The following is a 25314-nucleotide window of genomic DNA, read 5'->3' as shown; positions in this document are numbered from 1 at the left end:
ATATAGTTGTTACTTAAAATTCGTTGCTATAGATGCATATCTGCCGCACCGTCGTCGGAAGCAATATCCCCTTTTAAGAACTGCCAATTTATGAATAAAACACAACTGGGTCGCCAGAGCGGCTTCACCCTGATCGAGCTTGTCATCGTCGTGGTGCTGATCGGAATTCTGTCCGCTGTCGCCATTCCAAAATATATCGAATTCAAGACTGACGCTGCCACTGCGGCGTCCAAGGGCGTTGCTGGAGCGTTGGCCTCGGCTTCGGCCATCAACTACGCTGCCAACCGGGCTAATTCAGCAACGGCTCTAGTGACAACCTGCTTGGGTGTGCCAGCGCTGTTGACAAATACGCTGCCGACGAATTTTGGCGTGGGCGGAACGGCCCCTGCCTGCACCGTCACTAATACGGACGGCAACTCTACGCCAGCTGTCGACTGGTCGATGAGCAATTAGTTGTAATTCGCGATCAGCGGCAAGCTTTTTGTTATTGCCGAAGCCGTGGGATGCAGTTCACGTCGCTTCCGACAGCAGCAGGGCTTTACGCTGATTGAATTGGTGACGGTCGTGGTGCTGGTGAGCGCATTGTCAATGTTCATCGCACCACGCATGTTCAATACTTCTGCCTTCAACGCACGGGGTCTGCAGGACGAAACATTGGCCCTTTTTCGGTACGCGCAAAAAACGGCCATTGCCCAGCGTCGCGTCGTGTGCGTTGCATTCACGATCGATTCAGCCTCGTTGCGCATCAGCGCCTTGCCTGCGCACAGCACCTGCGATACGCCATTGCGCGGGCCTTCTGGTGACGTACCTGGCACGGTCAGTGGCAAAGGGGGCGCTTCGTACAGCGCAATTCCGTTCGATTTTAATTTCAACGGTCTGGGCCAGCCGGTAGATGCCTCGGGTGCGCCATTGGCAAGCCAAGTGCTGCAGATCAGCAGCATGGACGGCGTCATCACAGTCGAGGCTTCGACCGGCTATGTGCATGAATAGCCCGGTGCGGGCGGGGTCGCAACACGGCTTCACGCTGGTCGAACTCGTCATCTTCATCGTGATCGTGAGTGCGGGCCTCGCCGGCATCCTTTCGGTCATGAACACGGTCGTAAAGTCCAGCGCAGACCCGATGGTGCGCAAGCAGACGATGGCTATCGCGGAATCGCTGCTGGAAGAAATCCTCCTCAAGAGTTACAGCAATCCACCGGAAGGGTATTCCGGGACTTCGCGAGCCGAGTTCGATGACGTCGATGACTACGCCGGCTACGGCACCAGCGCGGGCATCGTGGACCAGGCGGGTGTCCCGATGGCAGGTTTGACCAACTACAACGTAGCGCCTGCCACCACGGTGGAGTCCATTTCCGACCTCAACGGTGTAGCCGCCAAAAAGATCACTGTGTCGGTCACCGGTCCGGGGGGCGCAGTGAGCTTGTCCGGCTACCGCAGCAATTACTAGAAAAGGTCATTGCCCATGAGTTCTCGCGCGCGCCATGGAGGCGGCTTCACGCTCATCGAGTTGACGATGGTCATCGTCTTGATGGGGGTCATCGGTGCGACCGTGGCTGTTTTCGTGAAGGGCCCGATCGACGCCTACTTCGCCAGCGCCCGGCGCGCGGCACTCACCGATGTGGCCGATACGACGCTGCGCCGCATGGGCCGAGATCTGCACAACGCGCTGCCGAACAGCATTCGCACGCCTTCGACGACGCCAGCCGGTCAATGCCTGGAATTCATTCCGACCAAGACGGGGGGGCGGTATCGGGCCGATACCGATGCTGCAGGGAATGGTGACAAATTGGACTTTTCCACTCCGGACACCAGCTTCAACATGCTCGGCAGCAACGTTGCGCTACCGGTCGATCAACGGATCGTTGCGGGCGATGTCATCGCCGTTTACAACCTCGGCATTGCAGGCGCCGATGCCTACCAGGAGAGCAACACGGCCATGGTGACCGCAGTGACAGGCGAGTCCGCGGCACCCGTCGAAACCGGCATCGCAATTTCCGCGAAACAGTTTCCACTGGAGTCCGCCAGCAAGCGCTTTCAGGTGATCCCCGCAGCGGAGAAAGTAGTGGCCTATGTGTGCCGGGACGGCAATGTCTACCGGACGGCCAGCGCGACTTTTTCCAGCAGTTGCCCGACGACCGGCGCCATCCTCGCGCGCCATGTCAGCGCCTGCCAGTTCTTCTACAGTGGCTCGGATCAGGAGCGCAACGCGCTGGCGCGAGTGGTCATCGAGTTCACGGACCATGGAGAGACCGTGAGCCTGATCGACGACATCCACGTCAGCAATACGCCATGAGGACCGCAACACGCTCGCAGCGCGGCTTTGCCGTTGTCGCCGCGCTGTTCCTGATCGTCGCGCTGGCCGCGCTCGGCGGCTTCATGGTGACGATTTCCAATACGGCGCAGCTCACCTCGGCACAGGACATTCAGGGCTCGCGCGCTTACTGGGCCTCGAGGGCGGGGCTGGAATGGGTGGTCGCGGCCGTCAACGCGACAGCACCGGTGGCGCCTGCAACGACGCCGGCACCCACCTGCCCGACAACTGCGGCGCCCGCACAGCTGGACGGGTTCTCGCTGGTTGTCACCTGCACCGCACAGACGTACAGCGAGGCAGGTGCAAGCATCCGCATATTTCAGATGACCTCCGTTGCATCCCCTGTCGGCGCCGCGGTCGGCGATGTCGGCTTTGTCGAGCGCAGCGTGTCGGCGTCGTTCGAGCGATGAAGACACGTTCAGTCGCGCGCAGGTTTTTGCCGTGGCGTCTGGTCGGCGCGGCGGTGCTGATGGTGTGCGCGCTTCCTGCGTACGCGCTGGACTATGTCTTTCCCGGAAATCTGCCGATAGGCTGCGTCGACAACTCGGGTGGCAGTTACGCATGTGGTGCGTTGGCACTGGCAGCGGGCGACACCGTCACCATTGCCGCACCAACGCCCGCAACGATCACCTTCAGCGGTGCATTCGGTGGCGGCGCCGGCGTGTTGTTGAACGCGGGTTCGGCAGCGTCCAACCTGACGCTGGTGGTGAATGGTGCCTTGACGCTGGGCGCCGGCTCCACGATGAACGCGACCGTGCAAACGCTCGGTGCCGGAGCGGTCGCCGTCGGCGAGGGCAGCAACCTCAGCGGCAACATCGGTACGCAAACTGGCTACGTGACGCTGGGTGCATCGACCCGGATGGGCGGCAACATCAGCACGCTGACGGGCTATGTGACGCTGGGAGTTTCAGCGGCGGTATCGGGGTCTGTCAGCACGCGCGATCAAGGGTATGTCGTGCTCGGAGCGTCGGCGCGAGTGGGCGGACCCATCACGGTTGCCGGCGGAGGCTACGTCACCCTGGGTGACTCGGCTGCGACGGGCGGCAGCATCAGCACGGTCAGCGATGCCGTCACCCTGGGTGCCAACAGTACCGTGGGTGGCTCGGTCTCCGTCGGAGACACGGGGGGCGTCACATTGGGTGCGAACAGTCACGTCAGCGGCAACGTGACGACGCAAATCGGTGCGACCACAGTCGGTGCCGACGGCCGGGTCGACGGGCTCATTGCAATGAACGGGGCCGGGGCCATCACGCTGGGCGGTGGCGGCCTGGTCTATGCGATTTGCTGCAATGGCAAGGACGCCAGTTGCCTTACAGACAATTCGGGCGTCACTCCCGGGCCGTTGATTTGTCCTGCCGCGCCCTCTACCGTGGCCAGTTTCGACTGCCTGGAAACGGGCGCGACCTACAACAACACCGTCGCCAATTCCGGACTTCGAAATCCGCTCTACACCAAGCTGGCTGGCACGGCCTTCACGTTCGATGTTGCGGCAATCAAATCGGATGGCACGCGCGCGACAGGCTACGCCGCCGGGCCCAGCAAGGCCGTCACGCTGGAACTGGTCGACGGCACCGGGACGACCGCTTGCAGCAGTCGCGCCGCGCTGAGCCCGGGCGTGTCCCAGACGCTGACTTTCGGCGCGACCGATTCGGGGCGTAAAACGGCCTCCGTGACCCTTGGCCGCGCCTATGGAAATTTGCGCTGCCGCGTTACCGACGCCACGCAGTCACCCAGCATCGTGGGCTGCTCGGGCGACAACTTCGCAGTGCGGCCTCCGGCCATCGCGTTGCTGGCGACACCGACTGCCAACGCGCCGTCTGCCGCTGCGTTGCCGACGATCAAGGCTGGAGCCGCCTTCGGCCTCTCCGCCAGCACGCCAGGTGCAAACGGCTATGCGGGCACGTTGACACTCGATACGAGCAAATTGACCGCGCAGAACCCCGCGCAGGACGCGAGCGTTCAGGGCGGAGGCGTGGTCGGCGTTCTCGCGCCATCCACGCTGGTCGCCAACGCGCCCGCCGCCAACGCAACTTATAGCGAAGTGGGCTACCTCTATCTGGCGGGAGGCGCCTACCGCGACGATCTGTTCACCCTGGTCGACAGTGGCAACGGGGACTGCATCGCCAGCACGGCCGATGATCAGAATCTGGCGGACACCCTGGTCAATGGCAGATACGGATGCAGCGTGGCCAACCAGGCGGTGTTGTCGGTCGGCCGGTTTTCTCCGGATCATTTCGAGGTGGGCTTGCCGGCGCTGACCGCGGCGTGTACGGCCAACACCGCCTTCAGCTACTTCGGACAAGACGGCTTTGCCACGGCGTTCACAGTCACGGCCAGGAACTCGGCCGGCAGCACGACGCAAAACTATTCGGGCGTTTTTGCCAAGCTCGATCTGACCCGCTACGCCCACTACGGCTTCAGTGCGACGCCGCTGCCCGCAGGGTCGACACTGACCAGTGGCGCCGCGGCGCCCGTCGGTACCTGGGGCCAGGGCGTCGCCCGGGTGTCGGCCCGGCATCAGGTCGGTCGGCCCGATGCACCTGCTGCAGAAACCGTCATCACGGTCAATGCAGCGCCCTCCGATGGTGAAGCTGGCGTCAGCGGCAATACGGTGGTGGGTAACGGCGCTCGCTTGCGCTACGGACGGCTGCAAATGAAGAATGCCTATGGTTCTGAATTGCTGCCATTGCCCGTGCCGCTCGAAGCACAGTACTGGGCGACGGGCGGCTATTACGTCACCAACGTGGATGACAGTTGCACGGTAATTCCGGCGGCCAGTGTGGTGATGGGCAACTACGTCAAGCAGTTGTCCGCCTGCGCGACACGACTGTCCCCAACCGGCAGCCTCACCTTGCAGTCTGGCGCAATGCCGGGCGGCGGTTTGATACTGAGCCGGCCGGGCATCGGCAATGCAGGCAGCGTGGACCTCCAGGTCAACGTGACGACCGTCGCCTACGGAAACACCTGCGTGAGCAGCGCGGCGTCGCCTGCCACCGCAGCACGCGTTCCGTGGTTCGGCAACAGTCCGGTAGCGCGTGCCACGTTCGGCATCTTCAAGTCGCCACTGGTCTACAGACGTGAAAACTACTGAGAGCCCGACATGATTCGCTGGCTTCGCAAACGCCCCGCTTCGAACGACCATCTCGTGGTGTCCTGGTCGGGTCATGCCCTGGCTTATGTACTGGCGCGCCGCGGCGGCATCAATGGGCACCAAGTGCTCAGGTCCGGTGTCGAGCGGGTAGCCGAGGACCAGGGGCCGGGTGCACCGAATTCAGGTCTGGACGCCCTGGTCCGCAAGTTGAAGACAATGAAGCTGGATGGCTTTCAAGCCAGCGTGATGCTGCGTCCCGAGCAGTATCAGTTGCTGCGCATTCGTACGCCGGCAGTGCCGCCCGACGAGTTGCGAGCGGCGGCCCGTTATCAGGTCGTCAAAATGCTCGACACCCCGGTAGACGACGTCACTGTCGATGTGATGCGGGTGGGAGATGGCCGTTCTCGCGGCGCCGGCCATCTTGCCGGGCACCTGTTTGTCGTGGCCGCAAAGCGAACGGTCATTGCGAGCATCGTCGATTTGTCGAAGGCTATGCAATGGACCGTTGCCGTGATCGACATCCAGGAAATGGCCCAGCGCAATCTGCAAAGTGCCTTGGCGCTACGCGGGGGTCGAGGCCTCTCGGGCAGAGCCAACGCTGCCCTGGTATTACTGGATTCTTTTCATGCGGTGCTGACGATCTGTGCCGATGGCGAGTTGTTCTATGCGCGGCGCTTCGATCTTCCCAAAGACTTCCTGGCAAGCGCTTGGGAGGTCAACGAGGACGACAGTGCCGATCGGTTTTTATTGGAGGTGCAGCGTTCACTGGACTTGTGGGACCGCATGTGGGTCAGCCTGCCCCTCGATCGAATCTGGCTCTACGCCGGGACTCGCAGTGAAGCGCTGGCGAGCTGGCTGACGCAGCAGCTCGGGCAGACGGTGCAGCCGATGGATATCGCGGCTGAATTCCCGGAGTTCAAAGCTGAGCCGGTCTCTGACGAAGCGCTTTGCCTGCCGTTACTGGGGTTGATGTTGCGAACTGAAGGCAAGTCGTCCTTATAGGCGAAATGCATCAACTCACGACGAACTGAGCACACACCGCATTCCCATCCATGCCGCAGCAAATAATCTCCAAACGGCCGTCCTGTCGACTCAGAGGCGCCCTTTTTCGGCCCTCTTCATGTTGCAGGCCTTGGGCGCGCTGACGCTCGTGGGCGCAGCGTTCTGCCTTTACGAGGTGACAAGTCTTCACCGTCAGAACGAGGCAGCGAGCCAAGCGCTTCGGACAGGTACGCAGGTGCTCGAAGGTGTGCGCCTGACCGTGCGACAAAGACAGGCTGCGGCGATGCCTGCAGAAATAGCGCTGCAGCAACAACTTAAAGTGCGGCGCGGTGAATTGAGCCAGTTGGAGGACACTCTGGACGCGCTGCATGAAGGCGTTTTTCGCCCGGGCGAGGGCCATGCCTCAAGGCTCGCGCTGGTTGCGCGCAGCATCCCGCCCTCGGCTTGGGTGACCTTGGTCAAGGCCGATGCGGAACGCCTCGAAATCAGTGGCTTTACCTTTGATCCGGCCGCGCTCAACGCGTGGATCGACCAGCTCGCAGCGAGTCCCTTGTTGGTGGGCCAGCAACTTGCGGCAATCAACGTGGCCAAGGTCGTCGCCGCCCCCGGCGCGCCAGCCGACGCGTTGCATCCGGTCTGGTCGTTCAGCATGGTCAAGAGCCTCGATCCGCCATCCAGCGCGGAGGGAGAATCGAGATGAGTCCCGGGTTCATGCAGTGGTGGACCCCGCGAGCCGCACGCATCGATGCCATCAGTTTGCGCGAGCGAATTCTGTTGTTCGTCACGACGCTGGCCTGTGTCGGTGCGTTGGCAAACTGGGCTTGGCTCGCGCCCGCGCAAGACGCGCATCGGCGGCTGCTGGACAACCTCGACCGACAAGGAATGGAACTGCAGAAGGCGCGTGCCGACCTTGCCGCCGTGGCCCGGCCGGTGGCCACCCAAGCCGCCGTGCGCGGCGAGCTTGCCGAGGTCGACGCGCGGTTGGCGAGCGGGCGCGAAACCCTGCGGGGGTTGTCGTCTCCTGCGGCCACACAGGGCACACCGACAACACCACTGACGCAATTGCTGGTCCATTTGCTGCACCGCCACGACGGTCTCACATTGCTCCACACCAACACCATGAACGCGGCAGCTTCTCCGGCAGCGGCGCGTGCCGGCCCGGTCGAGTCGCTGCCCGATGGCGTGGTGCGGCGCGGGGTCGAATTGACGGTGACGGGCCCCTATGCCGAGCTGGTGAGATACGTCGGAACGCTGGAGCAGGCACTGCCACAAGTGCGATGGGGCACCATGTGGTTGCGCAGCGATAAGGGACCGCCCGAACTGACGCTGCAGTTGTATGTGGTCGAGACGAGGGTGCCATGAAGCGAGACCCATCAGCCATGCATGCCGGTGTCGTCCGACGTTGGTCGCTCGGCGCGGCGCTGTGCTTTTTTCTGTGGAGCCATATTGCGGTTGCACAAGGTCTGCGCGATCCCACTCGGCCGCCTGTACCAACTTTGCCGCCTGCGGGGTTTGCCACGGACGGCGGCGCATCTGCACCCAATGCCCGCGTCCTCAAAACCCTGGCGCTGGTGAACGGTCCGCTCGCCCTCGTCGAACGCCAGGGGCGGCTCTATGTCGTGCTCGATGCACACCTGTATGCCGAAGGACAGAGCTTTGGCGCGATACGCATCGAGCGTATTCGGGAGACCGAAGTGTGGTTCCGGGATGGTGTGGCGCTGTACAAGATGTCGAGATTTCCCAATGTGCAGCGCCGGCTCGCCATGCCGGTCGCCACGGAATTTTCGGCCCCGGCCTGCACTGCCTCAGCCCCATCAGCCAAGGGATTGCCCGGCGTTCCCTGTGCCCCCGTCCCAGCCGAAGTTGGGCCCAAGACTTCACACCCCACAAGATGACATCTCTCATTCAACTTTCCAAGACTGAATGCGGCGCACGCCCCAGGTTCCCACGGTCGCTCTGCGCCTTGGCAGCAGGCCTCTGCATCGCCGCACTCTCCGGCTGCGCCATGCGGCCCGCCGTGCTGGGTGCAGACGTGCTGGATGCAGCGCGCGCTGGCTTGCCGCCGGCCGCACTGCCGGGCGCGCCGCCTGCGCTGGCCGTGCTGCCTGCCAGCGAGCCTGCGCCCGCGGCACCGGCCGCCCCCGTGGAACGCGAACCCGTGCTGGATTTACTGGTGAACAATGCTCCGGCACGCGAGGTCTTTCTGGCTCTCGTGGCCGACACGCGATACAGCATGCTGATGCATCCCGATGTCGTCGGCACGCTCTCGGTGACGTTGCGTGGCGTCACGCTGTCCGAAGCGCTGGAATCCATTCGCGATGTCTATGGCTATGACTTCAAGATCGAAGGCCGTCGCATCACGATCTATGCGCCGACGTTGCAAACCCGAATTTTTACCGTCAACTATCCGCAGTCGCAGCGTGTCGGCAGCACCGATCTGCGGTTGTCACCAGGCAGTGCGCTACAGGCCGCTGCGGCGGGTCGCACGGCGGCGGGCAGCGGGGCAGGCGGAGGCGCGAGCGGTACACAGCAAAACGAAGGCAGTCGCGTCACGACCACCTCCAAAACCGACTTCTGGACCGAACTCTCCATCGCCGTGCGGGGGCTCATCGGAGAGGGCGTCGGACGCAACGTCATCGCCAGCCCGCAGGCTGGGATCATGGCCGTGCGCGCCATGCCGGACGAGTTGCAACAGGTAGATAAATTCCTCAAGGCCGCGCAGGTCGCCGTCGAGCGCCAGGTCATGCTCGAGGCGAAGATCGTCGAGGTCGAGTTGAGTGAGGGCTATCAGAGCGGCATCGACTGGTCGGCACTCAGAAAAAGCGGGAACGTCACCGGTGCGTTCGGTACGCTCAGCGGTGCTGCCGGCAACGGATTGATCAGCGGGTCGAGCACCGTATTACCGGGCTTTGCAGCCGGGGTGGCGTCGGCGCTGCCCGGGGGTGTCTCGCTGCCAGCCGCCGGCACTGGGTTGTTCGGTCTGGCGTTGGCGGGTACCGGCTTTCAGGCCGTGCTGGGCTTTCTCGAAACGCAGGGTGATGTGCAGATCCTGTCGAGCCCGCGCATCGCCACGCTGAATAACCAGAAGGCGATTCTGAAAGTCGGATCGGAAGACTTCTTCGTGACGAACGTCGCCGGGGGCACGGTGGCTTCGAGTTCGCTGTTCGGGTCGAGCGGGGGCACTACGCTGCCATCCCTGACGCTGACACCGTTTTTCTCGGGCATATCGCTGGATGTCACGCCGCAGATCGACGAGGGCGCCAACATCACGCTGCACGTTCATCCATCGGTCACCACCGTGATCCAGAAAACGACCCAGATCGATCTGGGAAGCATTGGCAGCTATCGCTTGCCGCTAGCCTCCAGCAGTGTCAATGAAAGCGATACGCTGGTGCGGATCAGGGATGGCAGCATCGTCGCGATCGGTGGCTTGATGCACATGGAGTCGAGCAGTGGGGCGTCGGGTCTGCCGGGCACTGGCGACTTGCCGGTACTTGGAACCTTGCTGGGGAACCGCATGCGGACGGGACGAAAAAAGGAAGTCGTGGTCCTGATCAAACCCACGCTGATCCGTACCGCTCAGGACTGGGAGGCGCAGACCGCTCGAGCGCGGGTCGCGCTCGACGACATTAGCGCTGCACGACCGCGCGTGATCCGTCTTGACGGCGATGGCACGACGGGTGTGCGTCCCGGCCGCGTGCCACCTCCATGATCGTTAGAAAGCGCTCGATTCTCGCCATGAGATCGATTGGTCTGAACGGCTTGGCCATGAAATCGTCGGCCCCTGCAGACAGTGAGTCGGCGATGTCGCGCTCGGAGTTGCGCTGACTCAACATGATGACCGGGACCGTCGACTTCTGATGCGTACGCAACCAGCGCAACAGTGCAAGGCCACCGAACTCTTCATAGTTGTAGTCGAGGATTAACAGGTCGAATAAACAGCCCTCGGACAGAGCCAGTTGCAGCGCTTTGGCATCTCTGAATTGCGTGCAAGAGATGACTCCCGCGTCAGTGCTGATCTGCTGCGCCAGCGTTGCAACCAGCAGCTGCATCTGGGGCAGTTCTTCTTCGAAAATCGCTATGCGCATGAATGGGTTTCTGGCCGCGCCGCCTGTAGCGTGCGTCTGCCCGCGCTCCAAGCGCTTCAAATTCATGTGACTCATGGCGCTGACATGTTCGACTTCAGATACTCCGCACCCTTCAAATGCATCGTGGTTCCCAGAGGTGCGCCCACCGCGTGCGGCAGCGAGGTCAGCAGCGAGCTCGCAAAGTCGCCTTTGTAGAGCTTTGCGCCCTGATGCGTCAGGTTGGAGTTCGCATCGACATAGATCGACTCGCCCAGTGCCTCCCACAGGCGACAGAAGCCGTAGTCTTCAGACAAGTAGCGACGTGTCTTGGGATCGACCATCACATCGAAAAATCGATAGTGCAAGCCCTGGTCCGGCACGCCGATGCTGTCGGGCACATAGTTGAACTCGGGGTATGCGGTGATCAGACGCTCGAACACGCTGCGCTTGATGACCATGAATCCCGTTGGTGCCTCGGACAGTTTGATAAAGCCATCGGGCTGCACCACGATATCGAGTTGTTCGCTGCCTTCCGGTGCTTTGGTGTTGACCGTATAGCGCGTGAAGCCGGCTTCGAATTGCTGCTGCGTAGTGCCGGCAGAAACTCCCTCGACCGGCCAGTTATCACGCTTGAGCGGGTACACGCCTGCAGCGATGTCGTAGCCGGATTGCAGCACTCTGAAAGCCGCGTCTGCAGAAAATCCGATGTCCGAATCGATCCAGAACAGGTGCGTCCATTCCGGGTTGGCGAGGAACGACGCCACGCAGTTGTTGCGCGCCCTGGTCACCAGGCTTTCGCCCTGGTGCAGCATCACTTGCAGGCGCATGCCTCGAACATGCGCCTGCACGGTGAAGTTGAGCAGCGACAGCACGTAGTTCTGGAAGAACTTGCCGTCGTGGCTCGGCGTGACGACGATGGGATAGATGTCTTTGAGATCTGCGGCTGCGGCCATGTTGGAGTCCGGTACATCAAAAAAAGTGGGGCTCATCTGCTTGGCCGCTGAACGACTTCATTGAGCAGCTTGCTGTAGGTTGCCGTGATATCGGCGTTGCCCGGAAGGTAGCGCGCGATGCGTGTGCGTTGGGTGTCGCGATAGGCATCGGCGTGCACATCGTGCATGTCGATGGCTTCGAGCAGGCGTGCGCTGCCGGCTTCGACATCGTTGCCGGTGTAGTAGTAGCCAAGGTCGGCGCACAGGTGTGCGTTGTGAACCAGCGCGTATCCCTTGATTCATAACTCGAAATTGGTCGACGACTGCGGCTATTACTACGACGGTTTCGACTGCGAGGAGGGTGGAGTCGCATTGCAGCGCGCATTTGCCGAGCACGACCGCGACATCGAGCTTCACCGGCTTCGGGCACAACAGTTCTTGCGCAAGCTCGACCCTGAAAGCGAGGTCAACGTGCGGACATACACGGCGGCCATCGACGCGCTTTACAAGGAGGTTTGAGCGATGACACTTCGGCCGGTTTTTCTCCGCAGGCTTACGCTGGGCGTACTGCTTCTCGCGGGCGTTGTGTCCGCAGTGGCGCAAGGAGTCCTGGTGCCACCGCCACAGGCTGCAGCACCCGTGAACGCGCTTGCGGCTGCGGCTGCCAACGTCGGCTTGAAGCGCTGCCTGCCCGCGTTGCAACGCCTGTCGTCGGCGGCAGTGCAGGGCGCAAAGGCGAACGACGTGCTGCTCGATTGGGATCGCAAGCGCACCAACGACAGCGCCACCTTCGCGATGATCGGCATGGAGTACGCCAACGGCGGCGCTGCCATGTCGATCACGGCCATCCCTGAAGCCGATGGTGCCTGCTCGGTGCAGGCGGAACGGATCTCCGTCGCGCCCTTTACTTGCCAGAGCGTTGCGCAGCAAGAACTGGTCGGCTACCGTCGAACGCAACTGCTTCCCAACTTTGCCGTCTACACCGATGGCAAGGATCCGACATCGTCGGTGTCGCTGATCGACTCACCGCCCGGCTGTCTGGTGATTCGACGCTATGTCGAGTTCAATTGGAAAGACCCATCGGCCGTTCCGGCGCGTCGCTGAAGCGGACTATTGGAGCCACGTCATGACCCAAGCCTTTCGCCAGATCACACTCGTCTCGGTCAATGGCCTGGCGGACGCGACCGGCGCAGCGCTTGCCTTGCAGCACAGCCTGGCTCAAATGCATGGATGCCGAGCGCTCTTGTGCAGCCCGGTCCGTCCTCCGGACCTTGCGAAGGGCATTCGTCACTTGACGGTGGCATCCATGAACTACCACGAGTACAGCTGGTTCATGATGTTCGCCCTCTGGCGGGTGATCGACACCGAATTCGCGCTGGTCGTGCAGGAAGACGGCTGGGTCGTCAACGCCGCCAACTGGCGCGAAGACTTCCTGGACTGTGACTACATCGGTGCGCCGATTCATCTGGCGCATATCGTTACGCCGAAAGGCAGTTACTGGAAGAACAGTTTCGAGTGGACACACGAGAGCAAGGAACCCGGGCATAGCGTGACCCCAGTGCAAAACGGGGGGTTCAGCCTGCGGAGCCAGCGCTTCATGCGGGCGTTGGTGGACCACCGGCATATTCGCGTTGAGATACCGCCGCCGGATGCCGTCGATGGCGATCCGCTGCGGATGCGATGGCACAACAACGCGTTGCTCGAAGACGTGCAGTTGAGTGGCGTGTTGCGACCGGCTCTCGAGAAAATCGGTATGCGCTTCGCATCGATAGATACAGCACGCAGTTTTTCCATAGAGCACGCCGGGCCGTCACTTCATCATGGTTACGACGCCATGCAGCTGTTCGGTCACCATGCCAAGGTGCGTCGACTCACCAGCGTCGCACCGCTCACTGTCGGTTGCGGCATTCCGTTGTCGCAACTCGACAACTGGTACGGCGAGCGAGACATTCTCATGATGTTCGAGCGCAATGGCTATCGCATCGAGTTCGCTGCAGAAACTTCGCCTGTGCTGCGCGCTCCCGGCGGGCTACCCTTGCACACGCGAAAGGTGTTTGATTGCTTTACGTACAACGGCGAAGACGACATTCTTGCGGCGCGTCTGAACGAACTGTCTGCCGTCGTCGATTTCTTCGTCATCGTCGAGGCCGATTGCACATTCAACGGAGAGCCGAAGTCCTTGACCTTCGATGCGTGCGATGTGCGCTTTGCACCGTTCGCTGCGCGGCTCCGCTACATCGTGGTTCACGATATGCCCGAGGATGAAGCAGCGGCGGTCTCTGGCACGGTGCAGTCTTCGCAGAAAGACTGGCTTCTCGACAAGCCGCAAACGGGGCATTGGGTTCGCGAAAAATTTCAGCGCAATCAGGTGATGCGAGGTCTTGCCGACGCGGACCCCAACGACCTTGTCATGATTTCGGATGTCGACGAAATACCGCGCGCAGACGTGGTTTGCATGATGCGCGACGAGGTTGCGCACGATGTCTTCGGCCTGAGTCTGGCGTTCTACTATTTCTATGCGAACTATCGCAACGTCGAAGGCCCCGAAGTAGCGAGCATCTGGACCGTCGCTGCAACACGCGTCCGACTGGATACGACCACGCCGGACCGATTGCGGATGGAAGTGCGCAACGGCGTGCAGCCCGCGATGTTGATAGGCGACGCGGGCTGGCATCTGTCGTACATGGGAATGAGCGACGAAGACGTGCGCCGCAAGATATCGACTTTCGCGCACCAGGAATACAACACGCCCGATATTCTCGCGACTGTCGACATTGGCGCTCTCACGGCATCGGGGCTGGATCTGTACGGAAGGCCCGGTTATGTCTGGAAGGTTGTCAGCCCGGCCGAGGCACCGCGCTGGATGGCCGATCAACCCGGTCTCCAGCACTTGTTTCTGGCGCCGTGAGAAGAGCAGATAGAAGAACGGACAAAAGAGTGTGCGGAACGGAAGCGGTCACTCGCATTGCTGCGCCAGCGTCAGACGGACGTCTTTTGCACGTACAGCTGATACAGCGGCGCCCGCAGTATTTGCAGCTTCCTGAAGTAGCAATTGACGAACGCGTCGACTGCAATTTTTGGGCATCGCAGCGGATCTCGGCCAAGAGGAAGCTCTTCGGCCCAGAGGTAGTCGTCGAAGATCATGACGCCACCGACCCGCAGCAACTTGAAGCCCAGCACCGCGTCTGCCAGCACGTCGGGGGCTTGGTGCGAGCCGTCGACGTAGATGAAGTCGAATGTCTCGGCGTGACCCTGGGCGACGAGCTGAGCGAGACAAACGTCGGAGAGTCCCTTGTGCACCACCAAGTTAACCGCACTAGGCGCATTGCGAATGGCGAGTGCCGTGTTGGCATGGAATTTTGCCTCGACCTCACTCATGTTGGTGATGCCGTCCAGATGCTCGACACCGCCCGTCCATGTGTCCACACAATGGATTTCGATCGCATGATCGGGCGTCAGCCTGTCGATGAGATAGCAGGCGCTGGCGCCCTCGTAAGAGCCGATTTCAAGAATGCGTTGCGGCTTGATCTGAGGAATAAGGCCTTCCCAGACGGGCTTCACCACATCGAACCAATCGTTCGTGAATGCGTAAGCGTGAGTGCCTTGATTCAATGCCGTCTCCCTGAATTTTCGAAGATCAATTTTTACACGCACATGCGCCCATTCCTCAAGGACTCATCATGGTTGTTCCAGATCTTTTAGCGCGGCAATTTGTCGACATGCCAGCGCGTCACAAAGAGCTTTCGGTAATTGCCAGCATGGATGACGATCCGGCAAAGCCCAGTCAGCGTTTGCTCGACCTCGTCGTCGATGTCCTGCCCCAAACGTGCAAGACGAGACTGCCCATCTTTGAAGGGCGAATGTCGGCTGAACCACGCTGGTTCGAAACGTGGCCCGGCGAGCACTACCGACTGCTCGCTGCAATCGTCAAGACACTCCATGCCAGCACGGTCATCGAGATCGGTACGTTCACCGGCATGGGTACGGTGGCGATATTGGAGGGACTGCGGCCTGACGGGCGCGTTGTCACTTTTGACCTCGTTCCGTGGGACAGCTTCGAGCAGACGTGGTTGCAAGAAAAAGACTTTAGCGAGCGGCGGATGTCGCAGGTGCTCGCCGATGTTTCCGCGCCGGGAGGCATCGAGCCCTACCGGGAGCTCTTCGAGGCGGCCGACTTCATTTTTATCGATGGACCCAAAGACGGGGTGACCGAAGCGAACATCCTGGCCAATCTGGCAACGCTCTCTCTTCGACGTGATCCGATCGTTTTTTTCGACGATATCCGCGTGATGAACATGGTCGGTATCTGGCGCCGCGTGACCCGACCCAAGTTCGACATCACTTCGTTCGGGCACTGGAGCGGTTCGGGCTTGATCGACTGGAACGGAAATTGAATGAACGTATTTGAAGATACGAAAGGTTGGCAATCAATAGTTAATCAGTTGCAATTAAATTGTAATGAAATTATTTACAATTCTTCAGTTGCGGAATAAGTTGGCGATTTGACGCTAAATGCCGACTCGGCTGCCGATTTTTATTGGTGAGTTAACAATGATCGAATAAAGTTTCAGTCTGCTCCCGTGGTAACTAACCGAACGCTTGATCACGTCATCCGACGCATCGAAGTGTTCAAAAAGGCCCGGGTGGGCACTTTTAAATAGCACCTGCAGGGAGACTTCGATTTGGGCGCACTCGGAACAATTCAGGATATGGCCGTCTTCGTCGAAGTCGCGCGCGCGCGCAGTCTCACAGAGGCGGGCAAGACGCTGTGCGTGGCGCCCTCAACGCTATCAAGGCGCCTCACAGCCATCGAATCCGCGATGGGTGTTCGCCTGTTGCAGCGCTCGACGCGTCGCATCCAATTGACCGAGGCAGGTGCCGATTACTTCGCTCGCAGCGAGGCCTTGACGCTCGACGCGTTGCGGTTGCACGACGCCTTCAGGGCGGTCGAGCAGCAGCTGTCGGGTCGATTGGTAGTTGCAACCCCGGCAGAATGCGGGCTCGGATTTTTGACCGGGATCATTTCCGAGTTTATTCAACGCCATCCCAAGCTGGAGCTCGAATTGAATCTTTCGGCGCGGCATGCCACGGACGAGCCGAGTCGCCATGACGTCGCTCTGCAGTTGGGTCCCGTCGACGCCACGCCTCCCACAGGCGCGCTCGTGCGAGCCGTTGGCACGGTGCAATGGCGGCTCTATGCGTCGGAGCGCTACTTGGCAAAGTCAGCACCGCTGCTGGTGCCAACCGACCTCTGCGCTCACAACTGCATCGTCGAGGGACGTGATCCCGGCCTGAACGTTTGGCAACTGCAACACAACGATTTGCGCGCTTCCGTCCAGGTAAGGGGCACCCTCGCGACCAACAGTGTTTCTTTGCGTGCGCGTTTTGCCAGCGAAGATTTCGGAATTGCCGCACTGCCGGCTCACATGGCGGCGGGCCCGCCGGCTGCTGGCGCATTGGTCCCCGTGCTGTGCGATTGGGAGCTGCCGCCCATGGCGCTCAGCGCAGTAGTCAGCGAAAAGTCGTCACTGCGCAAAGGCCGTGTGTTTGTCGAATGGCTCGAATCAAGGTTGCGTCGAAGCGCCACGGTCTGATGGATTCGCTCGATCAACTCCAGGATATTGCCGCGTTCGTGGCCGTCGGCGAACTGGGCAGCCTTGCACGCGCGGGTGCGCAGTTGGGTATTCCGGTCGTGATGGTCTCGAAACGCCTCAGTGCCCTCGAACGATGGACGGGCACCAAGCTGACGATGCGGGGTGGCCGATCAATCCAGCTTACGGCTGATGGGCAAATCTATTTCGCACGCGCCAAGCCGCTGGTGGCCGCCGTGCATTCGGTCTACGCAGAAACCGTTGCGGCGGCCGCCAGTACGCAGGGACGGCTCGTCGTGTCCATGCCGCCCGATTTTGGAAATAGCTGGATCTCACCGCTTCTAGGTGACTTCATCCGCGCGCATCCGGCCATAGAACTCGAAATCGACCTGTGTCCGGAGGCCGTCGATCCGTCTGTCATGCGAGTGGATGTGGCGATACGGGTCGGCCCCGTGCATGAGCAATTTCTGATTGCACGGCCGCTGGGTGCGATTGCGCAACACGTTTTCGCGGCGCCCGACTATCTTGCCGGCGCGCCGGCGCTGAACCGCCCCCAGGACCTCGAGGCCCACGCCTGCATCCTCCTGGAAAAGCCTCCGGGCGGTACCACCTGGACCTTCAGCAAAGGCGATCAAAAGGTCGATGTGAGAGTCGCTGGCCGACTGTCTACCAACCAGGTGCAGATGGCGCATCAACTGGTCAACCAGGGCCACGGCATCGCGGCTCTGCCGGTGTATCCGGGGGCATTTTCGGAGGCTGCACGCACTGGCGTACGCGTGCTGGCCGATTGGCAAATGGCGAGCGTCCCTGTGTATGCGCTGCTGCCGTCGCGCCTCGTATCGCCCAAGACCAAGCTCTTCATCGACTACCTGGCGAGCGCGTTGTCGTTCGCCGATGTGAATGCCGGGGGCGACGCTTCGGGTCGGCTGAGCAGAACCTGAACGCGCGGCTCGCGATAATCGGCACACTTTCAAGGAGTGCTTGTGGATATCGTTTTGCTGGTGAAGGCCGTGGTCATGGGCATCGTCGAGGGTCTGACCGAATTTTTGCCGATCTCTTCGACCGGCCACCTCATATTGGCGGGCTCACTTCTCGGCTTCGACGACGACAAGGCCAAGGTCTTCGACATCGCGATCCAGACCGGCGCCATCTTCGCGGTCGTCCTCGTGTATTGGCAGAAGATCCAGTCGACCATCGTGGCGTTGCCGCGGCAGCCCAAGGCTCGCCGGCTGGCGCTCAACGTGCTCATCGGATTTTTGCCAGCGGTGGTGTTGGGGCTCTTGTTCGGCAAGGCGATCAAGGCGCACCTGTTCATCCCTATCGTGGTGGCCAGCACCTTCATCATCGGCGGCTTCATCATTCTGTGGGCCGAGAAGCGGCCGCCGGGCACTGTGCGCGTCGAGCACGTCGACGACATGACGCCGTGGGATGCGCTCAAGGTCGGGCTGGTGCAATGTTTCGCGATGATTCCGGGCACCAGTCGCAGCGGATCGACCATCATCGGCGGCATGTTGCTCGGGCTCAGCCGGCAAGCGGCGACCGACTATTCGTTCTTTCTGGCGATCCCGACCTTGATCGGTGCGAGCGTGTACAGCCTCTACAAAGAACGCGCGCTGCTGTCCGTAGCTGACATTCCGCTCTTTTTGGTCGGCCTCGTGTTCGCGTTCATCAGCGCATGGCTCTGTGTGCGCTGGCTGCTGAAGTACATCAGCACGCACAACTTCGTGCCGTTCGCCTGGTATCGCATCGCCTTCGGCATCGTGGTGCTGGCGACCGCATGGAGCGGGATGGTGGTCTGGGCGGAATAACTTCGCCTCTGCAAGGCGCAAGCTCAGGCCGACCTGAAGTCGGAGTCGGCAGCTCAGCCCAAAAGATTACGCAACGAGGCCTCGACAGCCGCTGCAGTTGCTATCGGCTTTTCCATTGGGAAGAGGTGCGTGCCGTCGAGCAGGGTCAGTCGGCCCTTGGTGACTTTCTCGGTCATCGCCATGCCGGCGCGTCTCATCTCGACCGATTGACGCCCGCCCACGAATGCGACTTTGCATTGGAGCGGATGGCCGCGCAGCAACGTGCTCAAGTTGTGCGGCAGCGTGTCGTAGATGGCCGTCTCGACATCGCGGTCGAAGCTCAGGGTGCGTGCGGCATCAGTTTCGGCCGCGGTTTCGAGCGTGCCGTGGTCGATGTAGTCGCGCAGTACCTGTTCGTCCCACTTCGCGAACACCTTCTTGCTCTTGAAGTGTTCGAAGACCGCGTCGCGGTCTTGCCAGCTGTTCTTCCGCTTGCGGCTCACGACGCTGGGCGACATGCTTTTGAGGAGCGGCGTTCGCTTGACGAGATTGAGTGTGTTCGCGCGCCATCCACCGATCAACGGCGAATCGAGCAGCACGACGCCTTTGGCTAACTCGGGATGACGTGCAGCGCACATCAGGCTCAAAAAGCCGCCGAGCGAATGGCCGACCAGAAACACCGGACCGCCTGATGTGTCGACCTGGCGTCGCGCGAAGTCGGCGAGTTGTTCGACCAGATGCGGCCAGTTGTCGGTGACCGGATACGCCGGGTCGTGCCCGAACTTTTCGACGGCATCGACCGCGAAGCCGCGGCTGCGCAGGCTGTCGAGCATCACCCGGTAGGTACTTGCCGGAAAGCTGTTGCCGTGCGAGAAAACGACCGATGGCAAGCCCGGCGCCAACGTCGTGTTCAGATCAGCTTTTCTTCCGGCGTCGAGATCTTGCGCAGCGCGCTGTGCCGGGCCGCTGGCATCTTCAGCGGGTGCGCGCTGGCTGCGTCGTCCCACACCGGGTCTTCGATGCTGTCGAACACTTCGCGCAGCTTCTGGCCCCAGCTGTTGTGCATCATCCGGTAGTACGGATTTTCGGCATCGATGCAGATCACGCGATCGGTTTCTAGCTTGTTGGCTTCGTAGACGACGAGGTCGAGCGGCAGGCCGACCGACAGGTTCGACTTCATGGTCGAGTCCATCGACACCAGCGCGCACTTGGCGGCTTCGTCCAGCGGCGTTTCGGGTGTGAGAACGCGGTCGAGCACGGGCTTGCCGTACTTCGACTCGCCGACCTGGAAGTAGGGCGTCTCGGTTGTCGCTTCGATGAAGTTGCCGGCGGCGTAGACCAGGAACAACCGCATGCCTTCGCCGCGCACCTGGCCGCCGAAGATGAACGACACGTTGAAGTCGAGGCCTGCGTGCTTGAGCGCTTCGGCATCGCGGTCGTACACATGGCGTACCGCCGAGCCCAACACCCGCGCGGCATCGAACATGCTTTTGGCGTTCCAGATGGTGATGGGCGGTCCGGGTTGACCGTTTTCGCCGATCTCGCGCAGCTCCTCGATTTGCAGGATCTCGCGGACCGACTGCGAAATGCTCAGGTTGCCTGCCGACAGCAGCACCATGACGCGATCGCCCGGCTGCTCGTAGACGATCATTTTGCGGAAGGTACTGATGTGATCCACGCCCGCATTGGTGCGGGAGTCGGAGAGAAACACCAGTCCGGCGTTGAGTTTGATGCCTACGCAATAAGTCATGGAGTCTTGCCGCACGAACCGGGCCAGCTCATGCGGCCCCGCGTTCGCGCGTGTTCAATTTTTGAAGTGTGTAGAGCGCATCGAGCGCCTCGCGTGGGCTCATCGCGTCGGGGTCGAGCGCCGCCAGCGCGGATTCTACGGCGCTCACCTCGGGCGCAGCGGTGGCTGGCGGCGCCGCGAACAGGTCGACTTGTGCCCGGCTTTGCGTCTGTTGCGCCTCCAGCGCATCGAGCGCCTGACGCGCATGGTTGACCACTGCGGCCGGCATGCCCGCCAGCCGTGCGACCTGGATGCCGTAGCTCTTGCTGGCCGGGCCGGGTTGCATCTCGTGCAAAAAGACGATGTCGCGGCCCCCGTTCTTCGTGCTCTCGGTGGCGCTCACGTGCATGTTGACCGCGGCATGGTGCGTTGCCGGAAACTCGGTGAGCTCGAAGTAATGCGTGGCGAAGAGCGTGAAGGCCCGCGTCCGGTCGTGCAACTGCGCCGCGATACCGGCGGCCAGCGCGAGGCCGTCGAAGGTGCTCGTGCCGCGGCCGATCTCGTCCATCAGCACGAGCGATTGGGCGCTGGCGCTGTGCAGGATTTGCGCGGCTTCCGTCATCTCGAGCATGAAGGTCGACTGCGCGTTGGCCAGGTCGTCGGCGGCACCGATGCGCGTGTGGATCGCATCGATCGGTCCGAGCCGACAAGCCGCGGCCGGGACGTGCGAGCCGATCGAAGCGAGCAACACGATGATCGCGACCTGCCGCATGTAGGTCGACTTGCCACCCATGTTCGGCCCCGTGATGACCTGCATGCGCTGCTGCGGCCCGAGCTGCGTATCGTTGGCGATGAAGGCGCCCGACGACTTCTCGGCCAGCCGAGCCTCCACCACAGGATGCCGGCCCTTTTCGATCTCGATGCACGGATGCGATACGAAACTCGGCGCGCGCCAATGCAGGCTGTACGAGCGCTCGGCCAGCGCGCACAGCGCGTCTAGCGTCGCGATGGCAGTGGCAAGCCGTGTCAAAGGTGCGATCGATGGCTGCAGCGCATCGAGCAGCTGTTCGTAGAGGTACTTCTCGCGCGCCAGGGAACGATCTTGTGCCGACAGCGCCTTGTCTTCGAAGGCCTTGAGTTCGGGCGTGATGAAGCGCTCCGCGTTCTTCAGCGTCTGGCGACGGCGGTAGTCGTCAGGCACCTTGCCGAGCGCGCTTTGCGTCACCTCGATGTAGAAGCCGTGCACACGGTTGAACTGCACGCGCAAGTTGGTGATACCGGTGCGCTCTCGTTCGCGCACTTCGAGCTGCAGCAAAAAATCGTCGCAGTTCTCGCTGATGGCGCGCAGCTCGTCGAGCTCGGCATCGTGGCCGGTGGCGATGATGCCGCCATCGCGCACCAGCGCCGACGGGTCGGGCTTGATGGCTTGCGCCAGCAGATCGACGCAGCCTTCGGGCGGCTTGCAATGCTCCGAGATCTGATTGAGCAGAACCGCAACGCCCGGCAACGATGGCGCCAGTTGCTCCGCCTTCGACAGCGCAAGACGCAGCGCGACCAACTCGCGAGGGCGCACCTGGCGCAGCGCAATGCGGGCAGCGATGCGCTCTATATCGCTGATGTTCTTCAGTTGCTCCCGCAACGTGCGCCATGGTGCAGCGGTGCTGCCGGGTGCACTCGTCTGCAGCGCGGCGATGGTTTCGAGGCGCGCCTGCGCCTCATCGCGGTCGCGGCGCGGCGACAGCAGCCATCGCTTCAGCAGGCGGCTTCCCATGCCGGTCATGCAGGTGTCGAGCAACGAGAACAGCGTCGGCGAGTCTTCCCCGCGCAAGGTCTGCACGAGTTCGAGATTGCGGCGCGTCGTGGGCGGCAGCTCGATCAATTCGCCATCGCGCTCGACCGAAAGTCGTTGCACATGCGGCAGCGCGCGGCCTTGCGTATGTTCCGCATAGCCGAGCAGTGCGGCCGCGGCAGCATGCGCGTTGGGGAGACCTTCGGCGTTCCACGCAGCGAGGCTGTTGCTGCCCATCTGCTGGCTGAGCTTGCGCTCGCCGAGTCCGCCATCGAACTGCCAGGCAGGCCGGATGGAGAGCGTGAATGGCGTGGCCGTGCGCGCGGCTTTGAGGCGCTGCTCAAAGGTCGTCGTCACTTCGGCGCTGTAGATCAACTCGCTCGGCGCGATGCGCGCGATCCAGCTTTCGAGCGCGTCGGCCGCGCACTCCGCAAGACGCAACTCGGCACCCGTCACGCTGAGCCAGGCCAGCCCGCACACGTTGCGCGTACCGGCGTGCACCGCGAGCAGCATCGACTCGCTTTTGTCGTTGAGCAACTCGGCATCGGTCAACGTGCCGGGGGTGACCACCCGCATCACCTTGCGCTCGACCGGCCCCTTGGTCGCACCGACCTCGCCGATCTGCTCGCAGATCGCTACCGATTCGCCCAGCCTGATGAGTCGCGCCAGGTAGGTATCGACCGCGTGGAACGGCACGCCCGCCATGACCACCGGCGCACCTGCAGAGTTGCCGCGCTGCGTCAGCGTGATGTCGAGCAGGCGCACGGCCTTCTCTGCGTCGGCGTAGAAGAGCTCGTAGAAATCGCCCATCCGGTAGAAGAGAAGCGTCTCCGGGAAGTCCGATTTGAGGCGCAGATATTGCGCCATCATGGGTGTGTGAGCTGAGTAGTCTGCAGGGGTCGCGGCAGGGGTCGGCGCAGGGGATGAGGCGGGCATGGAGCGAGGATTGGATCATGTCTTTGTCGAGACTTCACCCACCGCTTCTGCTTCCTGGTCAACGACGTGGCCAGCGCCGAGACGACGCTGGATGCGGCACTCACCATCGGCGATGCACTCAATGCACCTGGCGAACGTCGAAGAGGTCGGGGTATGAGCAGCGTCGCCGTTGTCGTCGGCTCAGCCCTGTCCGCGGCGACGCCGTGCGACGCGCACCGCGTCGACCCACGTGTCGACATCGAAGCGCTGGCCGGTTTCGGCAATGCGCGCACCGACGATATTGCGCAGGGGAATGCGCCGCGTGTCGCCGGGATGGTCGCAATAACCGACGACTAGACGCTTGTGAATATCCAGATGCTCGACCTGCAGCTCGGCACTGACCTTCCTGGACAGCGCGTCTAGATAGCGGATGCGAATGAGCGGTTGCTCATCGACCATTTCTTCGAATTCACCTTCGTTGGCGGCCAGCAGCTGTGGCGCACTCGCCGGGCCGAGTTCTCCCATGCCGGTGGAGCCTGTAGGCCCGCCTCGCACGGTCGGCAAGCCACCTGGAACATAGCCGGAGCGCACCCGCGCTGCGGCGATAAGGTATTGGGAACGGCGACGGGCCGCGATGCGATTCCAGCCGAAGCCGACCAGCCCGAGAACCACCAGACCGCCCACGATCACCGTCGCAACGAATTGCCATTTTTCGAGATCGGATCCCATGTGGTTCCCTTTCTGCAGTTGCGAAAAGCGCGACGACGCCGATTCGCTGTTGTTCCTCTTCTGTTGCCCGCTCCCAAGGGTTTGATCCTAGTTCTTTGGTATTCAGTTGCCAATCGCCGAACGGCCTATTGCAGACGGTTTGCGACATGTTGTAGTAGTGAGCCGCTGGATTTTTACTCTTCGTGGGTGTCGTGCGTTGCCGCGGCGCCCTTGCGCCAATAGCCTGACGCACGCGTCCATTTCGGGTTGGCACCACGCTCGCCGACGAGGAGCGCACGCAAGGCTTTGGCTGCGGAAGATTCGCATGCCACCCACGCATGAAAGTCGCCTGCCGGAAACATAAGGCCGCGCAGCGTGTCGAGTAGCAACGTCGACGTGCCCGGCGCGGCGCCGCCGCGATGCACCCATTGGACTGTCAGCTCGGCATGCGTCTCGAAAGCGATCTGATCGTCCGGCCCGTCGACTTCCGCCAGCACGATCGCGCGGGCGTTGCGTGGCAACTCGGCAAGGCGCCGTGCGATCGCCGGCAATGCGGTGTCGTCGCCGATCAGCAAATGCCAGTCGAAATCGGTTGGAACGATGAAAGAGCCACGTGGTCCTCCGACGCCGAGCACATCGCCCGGCTTGGCGCGCTCGGCCCATTGCGTCGCGGGGCCGGCGTCATGCAGCGCGAAGTCGAACTCAAGCGTGCCGGCGACGGCGTCGAAGCGGCCCGGCGTGTAGTCGCGCATGGTCGGCTTGCGGCCCTCGGGCCAGATCGGACCTTCGGGGCCGGCGGTCGGCAAGGTCAACTCGCCGGTCGCCGCGTCGGGAAAGAAGAGCTTCGCGTGGTCATCGAAGCCTGGACTGGTGAAGCCCGCGAGCGACTCGCCGTCGACGGTGATGCGTATCAGATGCGGGGTTACGCGCTGCACGCTGCGCACTTTGAGCTTTCGGAACCGAAGCGCGTGGCGCACGCGGCGCGGCAGTCGATCAGGCGCGCTTTTCGGCAAGGCGTCTGCGATCGAAGCGGTTGTCGTGTCGCTCATCAAATGCGCTCCAGTTGTTGCGCCGCGCTGTCGAGCACGGCAGCGAAGGCATGGGCCTGCGCATCGGTCATCGGTTCTCGCGACGACAGGCGCATGCGCATCGCCAGCTTCAGGTTCTCGAGGGCACGAACGACTTGCGGCGGACGGCCGCCGCGTGGCCCCGCACCGTCGACTCCGCCGTTCATACGCGCCATCATCGCGTCGGCTGTGTCGCGATTGGCGGTCAGGAACTCGGTGCCTGCTGCAGTGATGCTGTAGCGCTTGCGGCCACCTTCATCGGCAGCATTGACGCTGACGTAGCCCAGCTCTTCGAGCAGCGTCAGGGTCGGGTAGACGATGCCGG

At 62.1% G+C, this 25314-nt stretch carries 28 protein-coding genes; 18 read left to right on the top strand and 10 right to left on the bottom strand.

The features are described 5' to 3' along the window. The first annotated feature begins 90 nt into the window (after positions 1-90). The 11 genes from QN397_RS23865 (at position 91) to QN397_RS23815 (ending at position 10116) form a co-directional block, all read left to right on the top strand. A complete protein-coding gene (locus QN397_RS23865) occupies positions 91-453 on the top strand; it encodes a type II secretion system protein (protein WP_323496268.1) in 363 nt (120 codons plus the stop codon). Between the two features lie 45 nt (positions 454-498). Beyond that, positions 499-990 carry a pilus assembly FimT family protein gene (locus tag QN397_RS26820; protein ID WP_416352159.1) on the top strand — a complete coding sequence of 164 codons (492 nt, stop codon included), beginning with the start codon at positions 499-501 and terminating at the stop codon, positions 988-990. Beyond that, a complete protein-coding gene (locus QN397_RS23855; RefSeq protein ID WP_323496266.1) occupies positions 983-1447 on the top strand; it encodes a type II secretion system protein in 465 nt (154 codons plus the stop codon). The genes QN397_RS26820 and QN397_RS23855 overlap by 8 nt, the downstream gene beginning before the upstream one ends. A gap of 15 nt (positions 1448-1462) precedes the next feature. After that, a complete protein-coding gene (locus QN397_RS23850) occupies positions 1463-2293 on the top strand; it encodes a type II secretion system protein (RefSeq protein ID WP_323496265.1) in 831 nt (276 codons plus the stop codon). Next, the gene (locus QN397_RS23845; RefSeq protein ID WP_323496264.1) at positions 2290-2721 is read left to right on the top strand and encodes a hypothetical protein; all 432 of its coding nucleotides are present in this window, start codon (positions 2290-2292) and stop codon (positions 2719-2721) included. The genes QN397_RS23850 and QN397_RS23845 overlap by 4 nt, the downstream gene beginning before the upstream one ends. Further along, positions 2718-5402 (top strand): DUF6701 domain-containing protein, encoded by a 2685-nt coding sequence (locus QN397_RS23840; RefSeq protein ID WP_323496263.1) that lies wholly within the window; start codon positions 2718-2720, stop codon positions 5400-5402. The genes QN397_RS23845 and QN397_RS23840 overlap by 4 nt, the downstream gene beginning before the upstream one ends. A 9-nt stretch (positions 5403-5411) precedes the next feature. Next, entirely contained in the window at positions 5412-6404 is a 993-nt protein-coding gene (locus QN397_RS23835; protein WP_323496262.1) for a hypothetical protein, read from the top strand. 130 nt (positions 6405-6534) lie between these two features. Beyond that, positions 6535-7104 carry a PilN domain-containing protein gene (locus tag QN397_RS23830; protein ID WP_323496261.1) on the top strand — a complete coding sequence of 190 codons (570 nt, stop codon included), beginning with the start codon at positions 6535-6537 and terminating at the stop codon, positions 7102-7104. After that, positions 7101-7766 (top strand): hypothetical protein, encoded by a 666-nt coding sequence (locus QN397_RS23825; RefSeq protein ID WP_323496260.1) that lies wholly within the window; start codon positions 7101-7103, stop codon positions 7764-7766. The genes QN397_RS23830 and QN397_RS23825 overlap by 4 nt, the downstream gene beginning before the upstream one ends. Continuing rightward, positions 7763-8299 (top strand): hypothetical protein, encoded by a 537-nt coding sequence (locus QN397_RS23820; protein ID WP_323496259.1) that lies wholly within the window; start codon positions 7763-7765, stop codon positions 8297-8299. The genes QN397_RS23825 and QN397_RS23820 overlap by 4 nt, the downstream gene beginning before the upstream one ends. Before the next feature lie 68 nt (positions 8300-8367). Then, complete coding sequence (locus tag QN397_RS23815) at positions 8368-10116, top strand: secretin N-terminal domain-containing protein (RefSeq protein ID WP_323502101.1); 1749 nt, start codon at positions 8368-8370, stop codon at positions 10114-10116. Here the strand turns inward: QN397_RS23815 and QN397_RS23810 are convergent. From QN397_RS23810 to QN397_RS23800, 3 genes are read right to left on the bottom strand one after another with little or no spacing between them, the layout of a single operon-like run. Further along, a complete protein-coding gene (locus tag QN397_RS23810; protein WP_323502099.1) occupies positions 10034-10543 on the bottom strand; it encodes a response regulator transcription factor in 510 nt (169 codons plus the stop codon). The two genes, QN397_RS23815 and QN397_RS23810, sit on opposite strands and share 83 nt — an antisense overlap. Positions 10544-10563: 20 nt before the next feature. Continuing rightward, positions 10564-11424, bottom strand: coding sequence for a hypothetical protein (locus tag QN397_RS23805; RefSeq protein ID WP_323496256.1), 861 nt, complete (start codon positions 11422-11424; stop codon positions 10564-10566). Positions 11425-11456: 32 nt separating this feature from the next. Next, on the bottom strand, positions 11457-11669 hold the full coding sequence (locus QN397_RS23800) for a DUF2827 family protein (RefSeq protein ID WP_323496291.1): 213 nt from the start codon (positions 11667-11669) through the stop codon (positions 11457-11459). 28 nt (positions 11670-11697) lie between these two features. On the opposite strand from QN397_RS23800, the gene QN397_RS23795 reads away from it, so the two are divergent. From QN397_RS23795 to QN397_RS23785, 3 genes are read left to right on the top strand one after another with little or no spacing between them, the layout of a single operon-like run. Further along, positions 11698-11922 carry a DUF2827 family protein gene (locus QN397_RS23795; RefSeq protein WP_323496255.1) on the top strand — a complete coding sequence of 75 codons (225 nt, stop codon included), beginning with the start codon at positions 11698-11700 and terminating at the stop codon, positions 11920-11922. Between the two features lie 3 nt (positions 11923-11925). Then, complete coding sequence (locus tag QN397_RS23790; RefSeq protein WP_323496254.1) at positions 11926-12507, top strand: hypothetical protein; 582 nt, start codon at positions 11926-11928, stop codon at positions 12505-12507. Positions 12508-12529: 22 nt separating this feature from the next. Continuing rightward, the gene (locus tag QN397_RS23785) at positions 12530-14311 is read left to right on the top strand and encodes a DUF5672 family protein (RefSeq protein WP_323496253.1); all 1782 of its coding nucleotides are present in this window, start codon (positions 12530-12532) and stop codon (positions 14309-14311) included. Between the two features lie 71 nt (positions 14312-14382). Here QN397_RS23785 and QN397_RS23780 read toward each other — a convergent pair whose 3' ends face one another. Then, positions 14383-15015 carry a class I SAM-dependent methyltransferase gene (locus QN397_RS23780; RefSeq protein ID WP_323496252.1) on the bottom strand — a complete coding sequence of 211 codons (633 nt, stop codon included), beginning with the start codon at positions 15013-15015 and terminating at the stop codon, positions 14383-14385. A gap of 68 nt (positions 15016-15083) precedes the next feature. Between QN397_RS23780 and QN397_RS23775 the strand changes: the two genes are divergently transcribed. From QN397_RS23775 to QN397_RS23760, 4 genes are all read left to right on the top strand, one after another. Continuing rightward, positions 15084-15797, top strand: coding sequence for an O-methyltransferase (locus QN397_RS23775; protein ID WP_323496251.1), 714 nt, complete (start codon positions 15084-15086; stop codon positions 15795-15797). A 315-nt stretch (positions 15798-16112) separates the two neighbouring features. Continuing rightward, the gene (locus QN397_RS23770) at positions 16113-16997 is read left to right on the top strand and encodes a LysR family transcriptional regulator (RefSeq protein WP_323496250.1); all 885 of its coding nucleotides are present in this window, start codon (positions 16113-16115) and stop codon (positions 16995-16997) included. Then, positions 16997-17935: a LysR family transcriptional regulator gene (locus QN397_RS23765; RefSeq protein ID WP_323496249.1), complete on the top strand. Its 939-nt coding sequence runs from the start codon at positions 16997-16999 to the stop codon at positions 17933-17935. The genes QN397_RS23770 and QN397_RS23765 overlap by 1 nt, the downstream gene beginning before the upstream one ends. A gap of 42 nt (positions 17936-17977) precedes the next feature. Next, the gene (locus QN397_RS23760) at positions 17978-18802 is read left to right on the top strand and encodes an undecaprenyl-diphosphate phosphatase (protein WP_323496248.1); all 825 of its coding nucleotides are present in this window, start codon (positions 17978-17980) and stop codon (positions 18800-18802) included. A 53-nt stretch (positions 18803-18855) separates the two neighbouring features. On the opposite strand, the gene QN397_RS23755 is transcribed toward QN397_RS23760, so the two are convergent. From QN397_RS23755 to QN397_RS23730, 6 genes are all read right to left on the bottom strand, one after another. Continuing rightward, the gene (locus QN397_RS23755; RefSeq protein WP_323496290.1) at positions 18856-19671 is read right to left on the bottom strand and encodes an alpha/beta hydrolase; all 816 of its coding nucleotides are present in this window, start codon (positions 19669-19671) and stop codon (positions 18856-18858) included. A gap of 20 nt (positions 19672-19691) precedes the next feature. After that, positions 19692-20531, bottom strand: coding sequence for a proteasome-type protease (locus QN397_RS23750; RefSeq protein ID WP_323496247.1), 840 nt, complete (start codon positions 20529-20531; stop codon positions 19692-19694). A 28-nt stretch (positions 20532-20559) separates the two neighbouring features. Further along, complete coding sequence (gene mutS / locus QN397_RS23745) at positions 20560-23235, bottom strand: DNA mismatch repair protein MutS (protein WP_323496246.1); 2676 nt, start codon at positions 23233-23235, stop codon at positions 20560-20562. Between the two features lie 180 nt (positions 23236-23415). Then, positions 23416-23943 carry a hypothetical protein gene (locus tag QN397_RS23740; protein WP_323496245.1) on the bottom strand — a complete coding sequence of 176 codons (528 nt, stop codon included), beginning with the start codon at positions 23941-23943 and terminating at the stop codon, positions 23416-23418. 173 nt (positions 23944-24116) lie between these two features. Then, entirely contained in the window at positions 24117-24971 is an 855-nt protein-coding gene (locus QN397_RS23735) for a siderophore-interacting protein (protein WP_323496243.1), read from the bottom strand. Beyond that, the coding region (locus tag QN397_RS23730; protein WP_323502098.1) for a PadR family transcriptional regulator at positions 24971-25314 on the bottom strand (344 nt) is incomplete at its 5' end. The genes QN397_RS23735 and QN397_RS23730, both read right to left, overlap by 1 nt.

Source organism: Variovorax sp. RTB1 (assembly GCF_035018765.1).
GTDB lineage: Bacteria > Pseudomonadota > Gammaproteobacteria > Burkholderiales > Burkholderiaceae_C > Variovorax.
This window is presented reverse-complemented; position numbering and strand designations above follow the sequence as displayed.

What these genes read in the sequence shown, in the direction of transcription:
- QN397_RS23785 (WP_323496253.1), top strand. Translation starts at nt 12,530, where the DNA reads ATGACCCAAGCCTTTCGCCAGATCACACTCGTCTCGGTCAATGGCCTG.
- QN397_RS23855 (WP_323496266.1), top strand. Translation starts at nt 983, where the DNA reads ATGAATAGCCCGGTGCGGGCGGGGTCGCAACACGGCTTCACGCTGGTC.
- QN397_RS23790 (WP_323496254.1), top strand. Translation starts at nt 11,926, where the DNA reads ATGACACTTCGGCCGGTTTTTCTCCGCAGGCTTACGCTGGGCGTACTG.
- QN397_RS23770 (WP_323496250.1), top strand. Translation starts at nt 16,113, where the DNA reads ATGGCCGTCTTCGTCGAAGTCGCGCGCGCGCGCAGTCTCACAGAGGCG.
- QN397_RS23835 (WP_323496262.1), top strand. Translation starts at nt 5,412, where the DNA reads ATGATTCGCTGGCTTCGCAAACGCCCCGCTTCGAACGACCATCTCGTG.
- QN397_RS23825 (WP_323496260.1), top strand. Translation starts at nt 7,101, where the DNA reads ATGAGTCCCGGGTTCATGCAGTGGTGGACCCCGCGAGCCGCACGCATC.
- QN397_RS23805 (WP_323496256.1), bottom strand. Translation starts at nt 11,424, where the DNA reads ATGGCCGCAGCCGCAGATCTCAAAGACATCTATCCCATCGTCGTCACG.
- QN397_RS23765 (WP_323496249.1), top strand. Translation starts at nt 16,997, where the DNA reads ATGGATTCGCTCGATCAACTCCAGGATATTGCCGCGTTCGTGGCCGTC.
- QN397_RS23775 (WP_323496251.1), top strand. Translation starts at nt 15,084, where the DNA reads ATGGTTGTTCCAGATCTTTTAGCGCGGCAATTTGTCGACATGCCAGCG.
- QN397_RS23750 (WP_323496247.1), bottom strand. Translation starts at nt 20,531, where the DNA reads ATGACTTATTGCGTAGGCATCAAACTCAACGCCGGACTGGTGTTTCTC.
- QN397_RS23845 (WP_323496264.1), top strand. Translation starts at nt 2,290, where the DNA reads ATGAGGACCGCAACACGCTCGCAGCGCGGCTTTGCCGTTGTCGCCGCG.
- mutS (WP_323496246.1), bottom strand. Translation starts at nt 23,235, where the DNA reads ATGCCCGCCTCATCCCCTGCGCCGACCCCTGCCGCGACCCCTGCAGAC.
- QN397_RS23735 (WP_323496243.1), bottom strand. Translation starts at nt 24,971, where the DNA reads ATGAGCGACACGACAACCGCTTCGATCGCAGACGCCTTGCCGAAAAGC.
- QN397_RS23840 (WP_323496263.1), top strand. Translation starts at nt 2,718, where the DNA reads ATGAAGACACGTTCAGTCGCGCGCAGGTTTTTGCCGTGGCGTCTGGTC.
- QN397_RS23865 (WP_323496268.1), top strand. Translation starts at nt 91, where the DNA reads ATGAATAAAACACAACTGGGTCGCCAGAGCGGCTTCACCCTGATCGAG.
- QN397_RS23820 (WP_323496259.1), top strand. Translation starts at nt 7,763, where the DNA reads ATGAAGCGAGACCCATCAGCCATGCATGCCGGTGTCGTCCGACGTTGG.
- QN397_RS23740 (WP_323496245.1), bottom strand. Translation starts at nt 23,943, where the DNA reads ATGGGATCCGATCTCGAAAAATGGCAATTCGTTGCGACGGTGATCGTG.
- QN397_RS23850 (WP_323496265.1), top strand. Translation starts at nt 1,463, where the DNA reads ATGAGTTCTCGCGCGCGCCATGGAGGCGGCTTCACGCTCATCGAGTTG.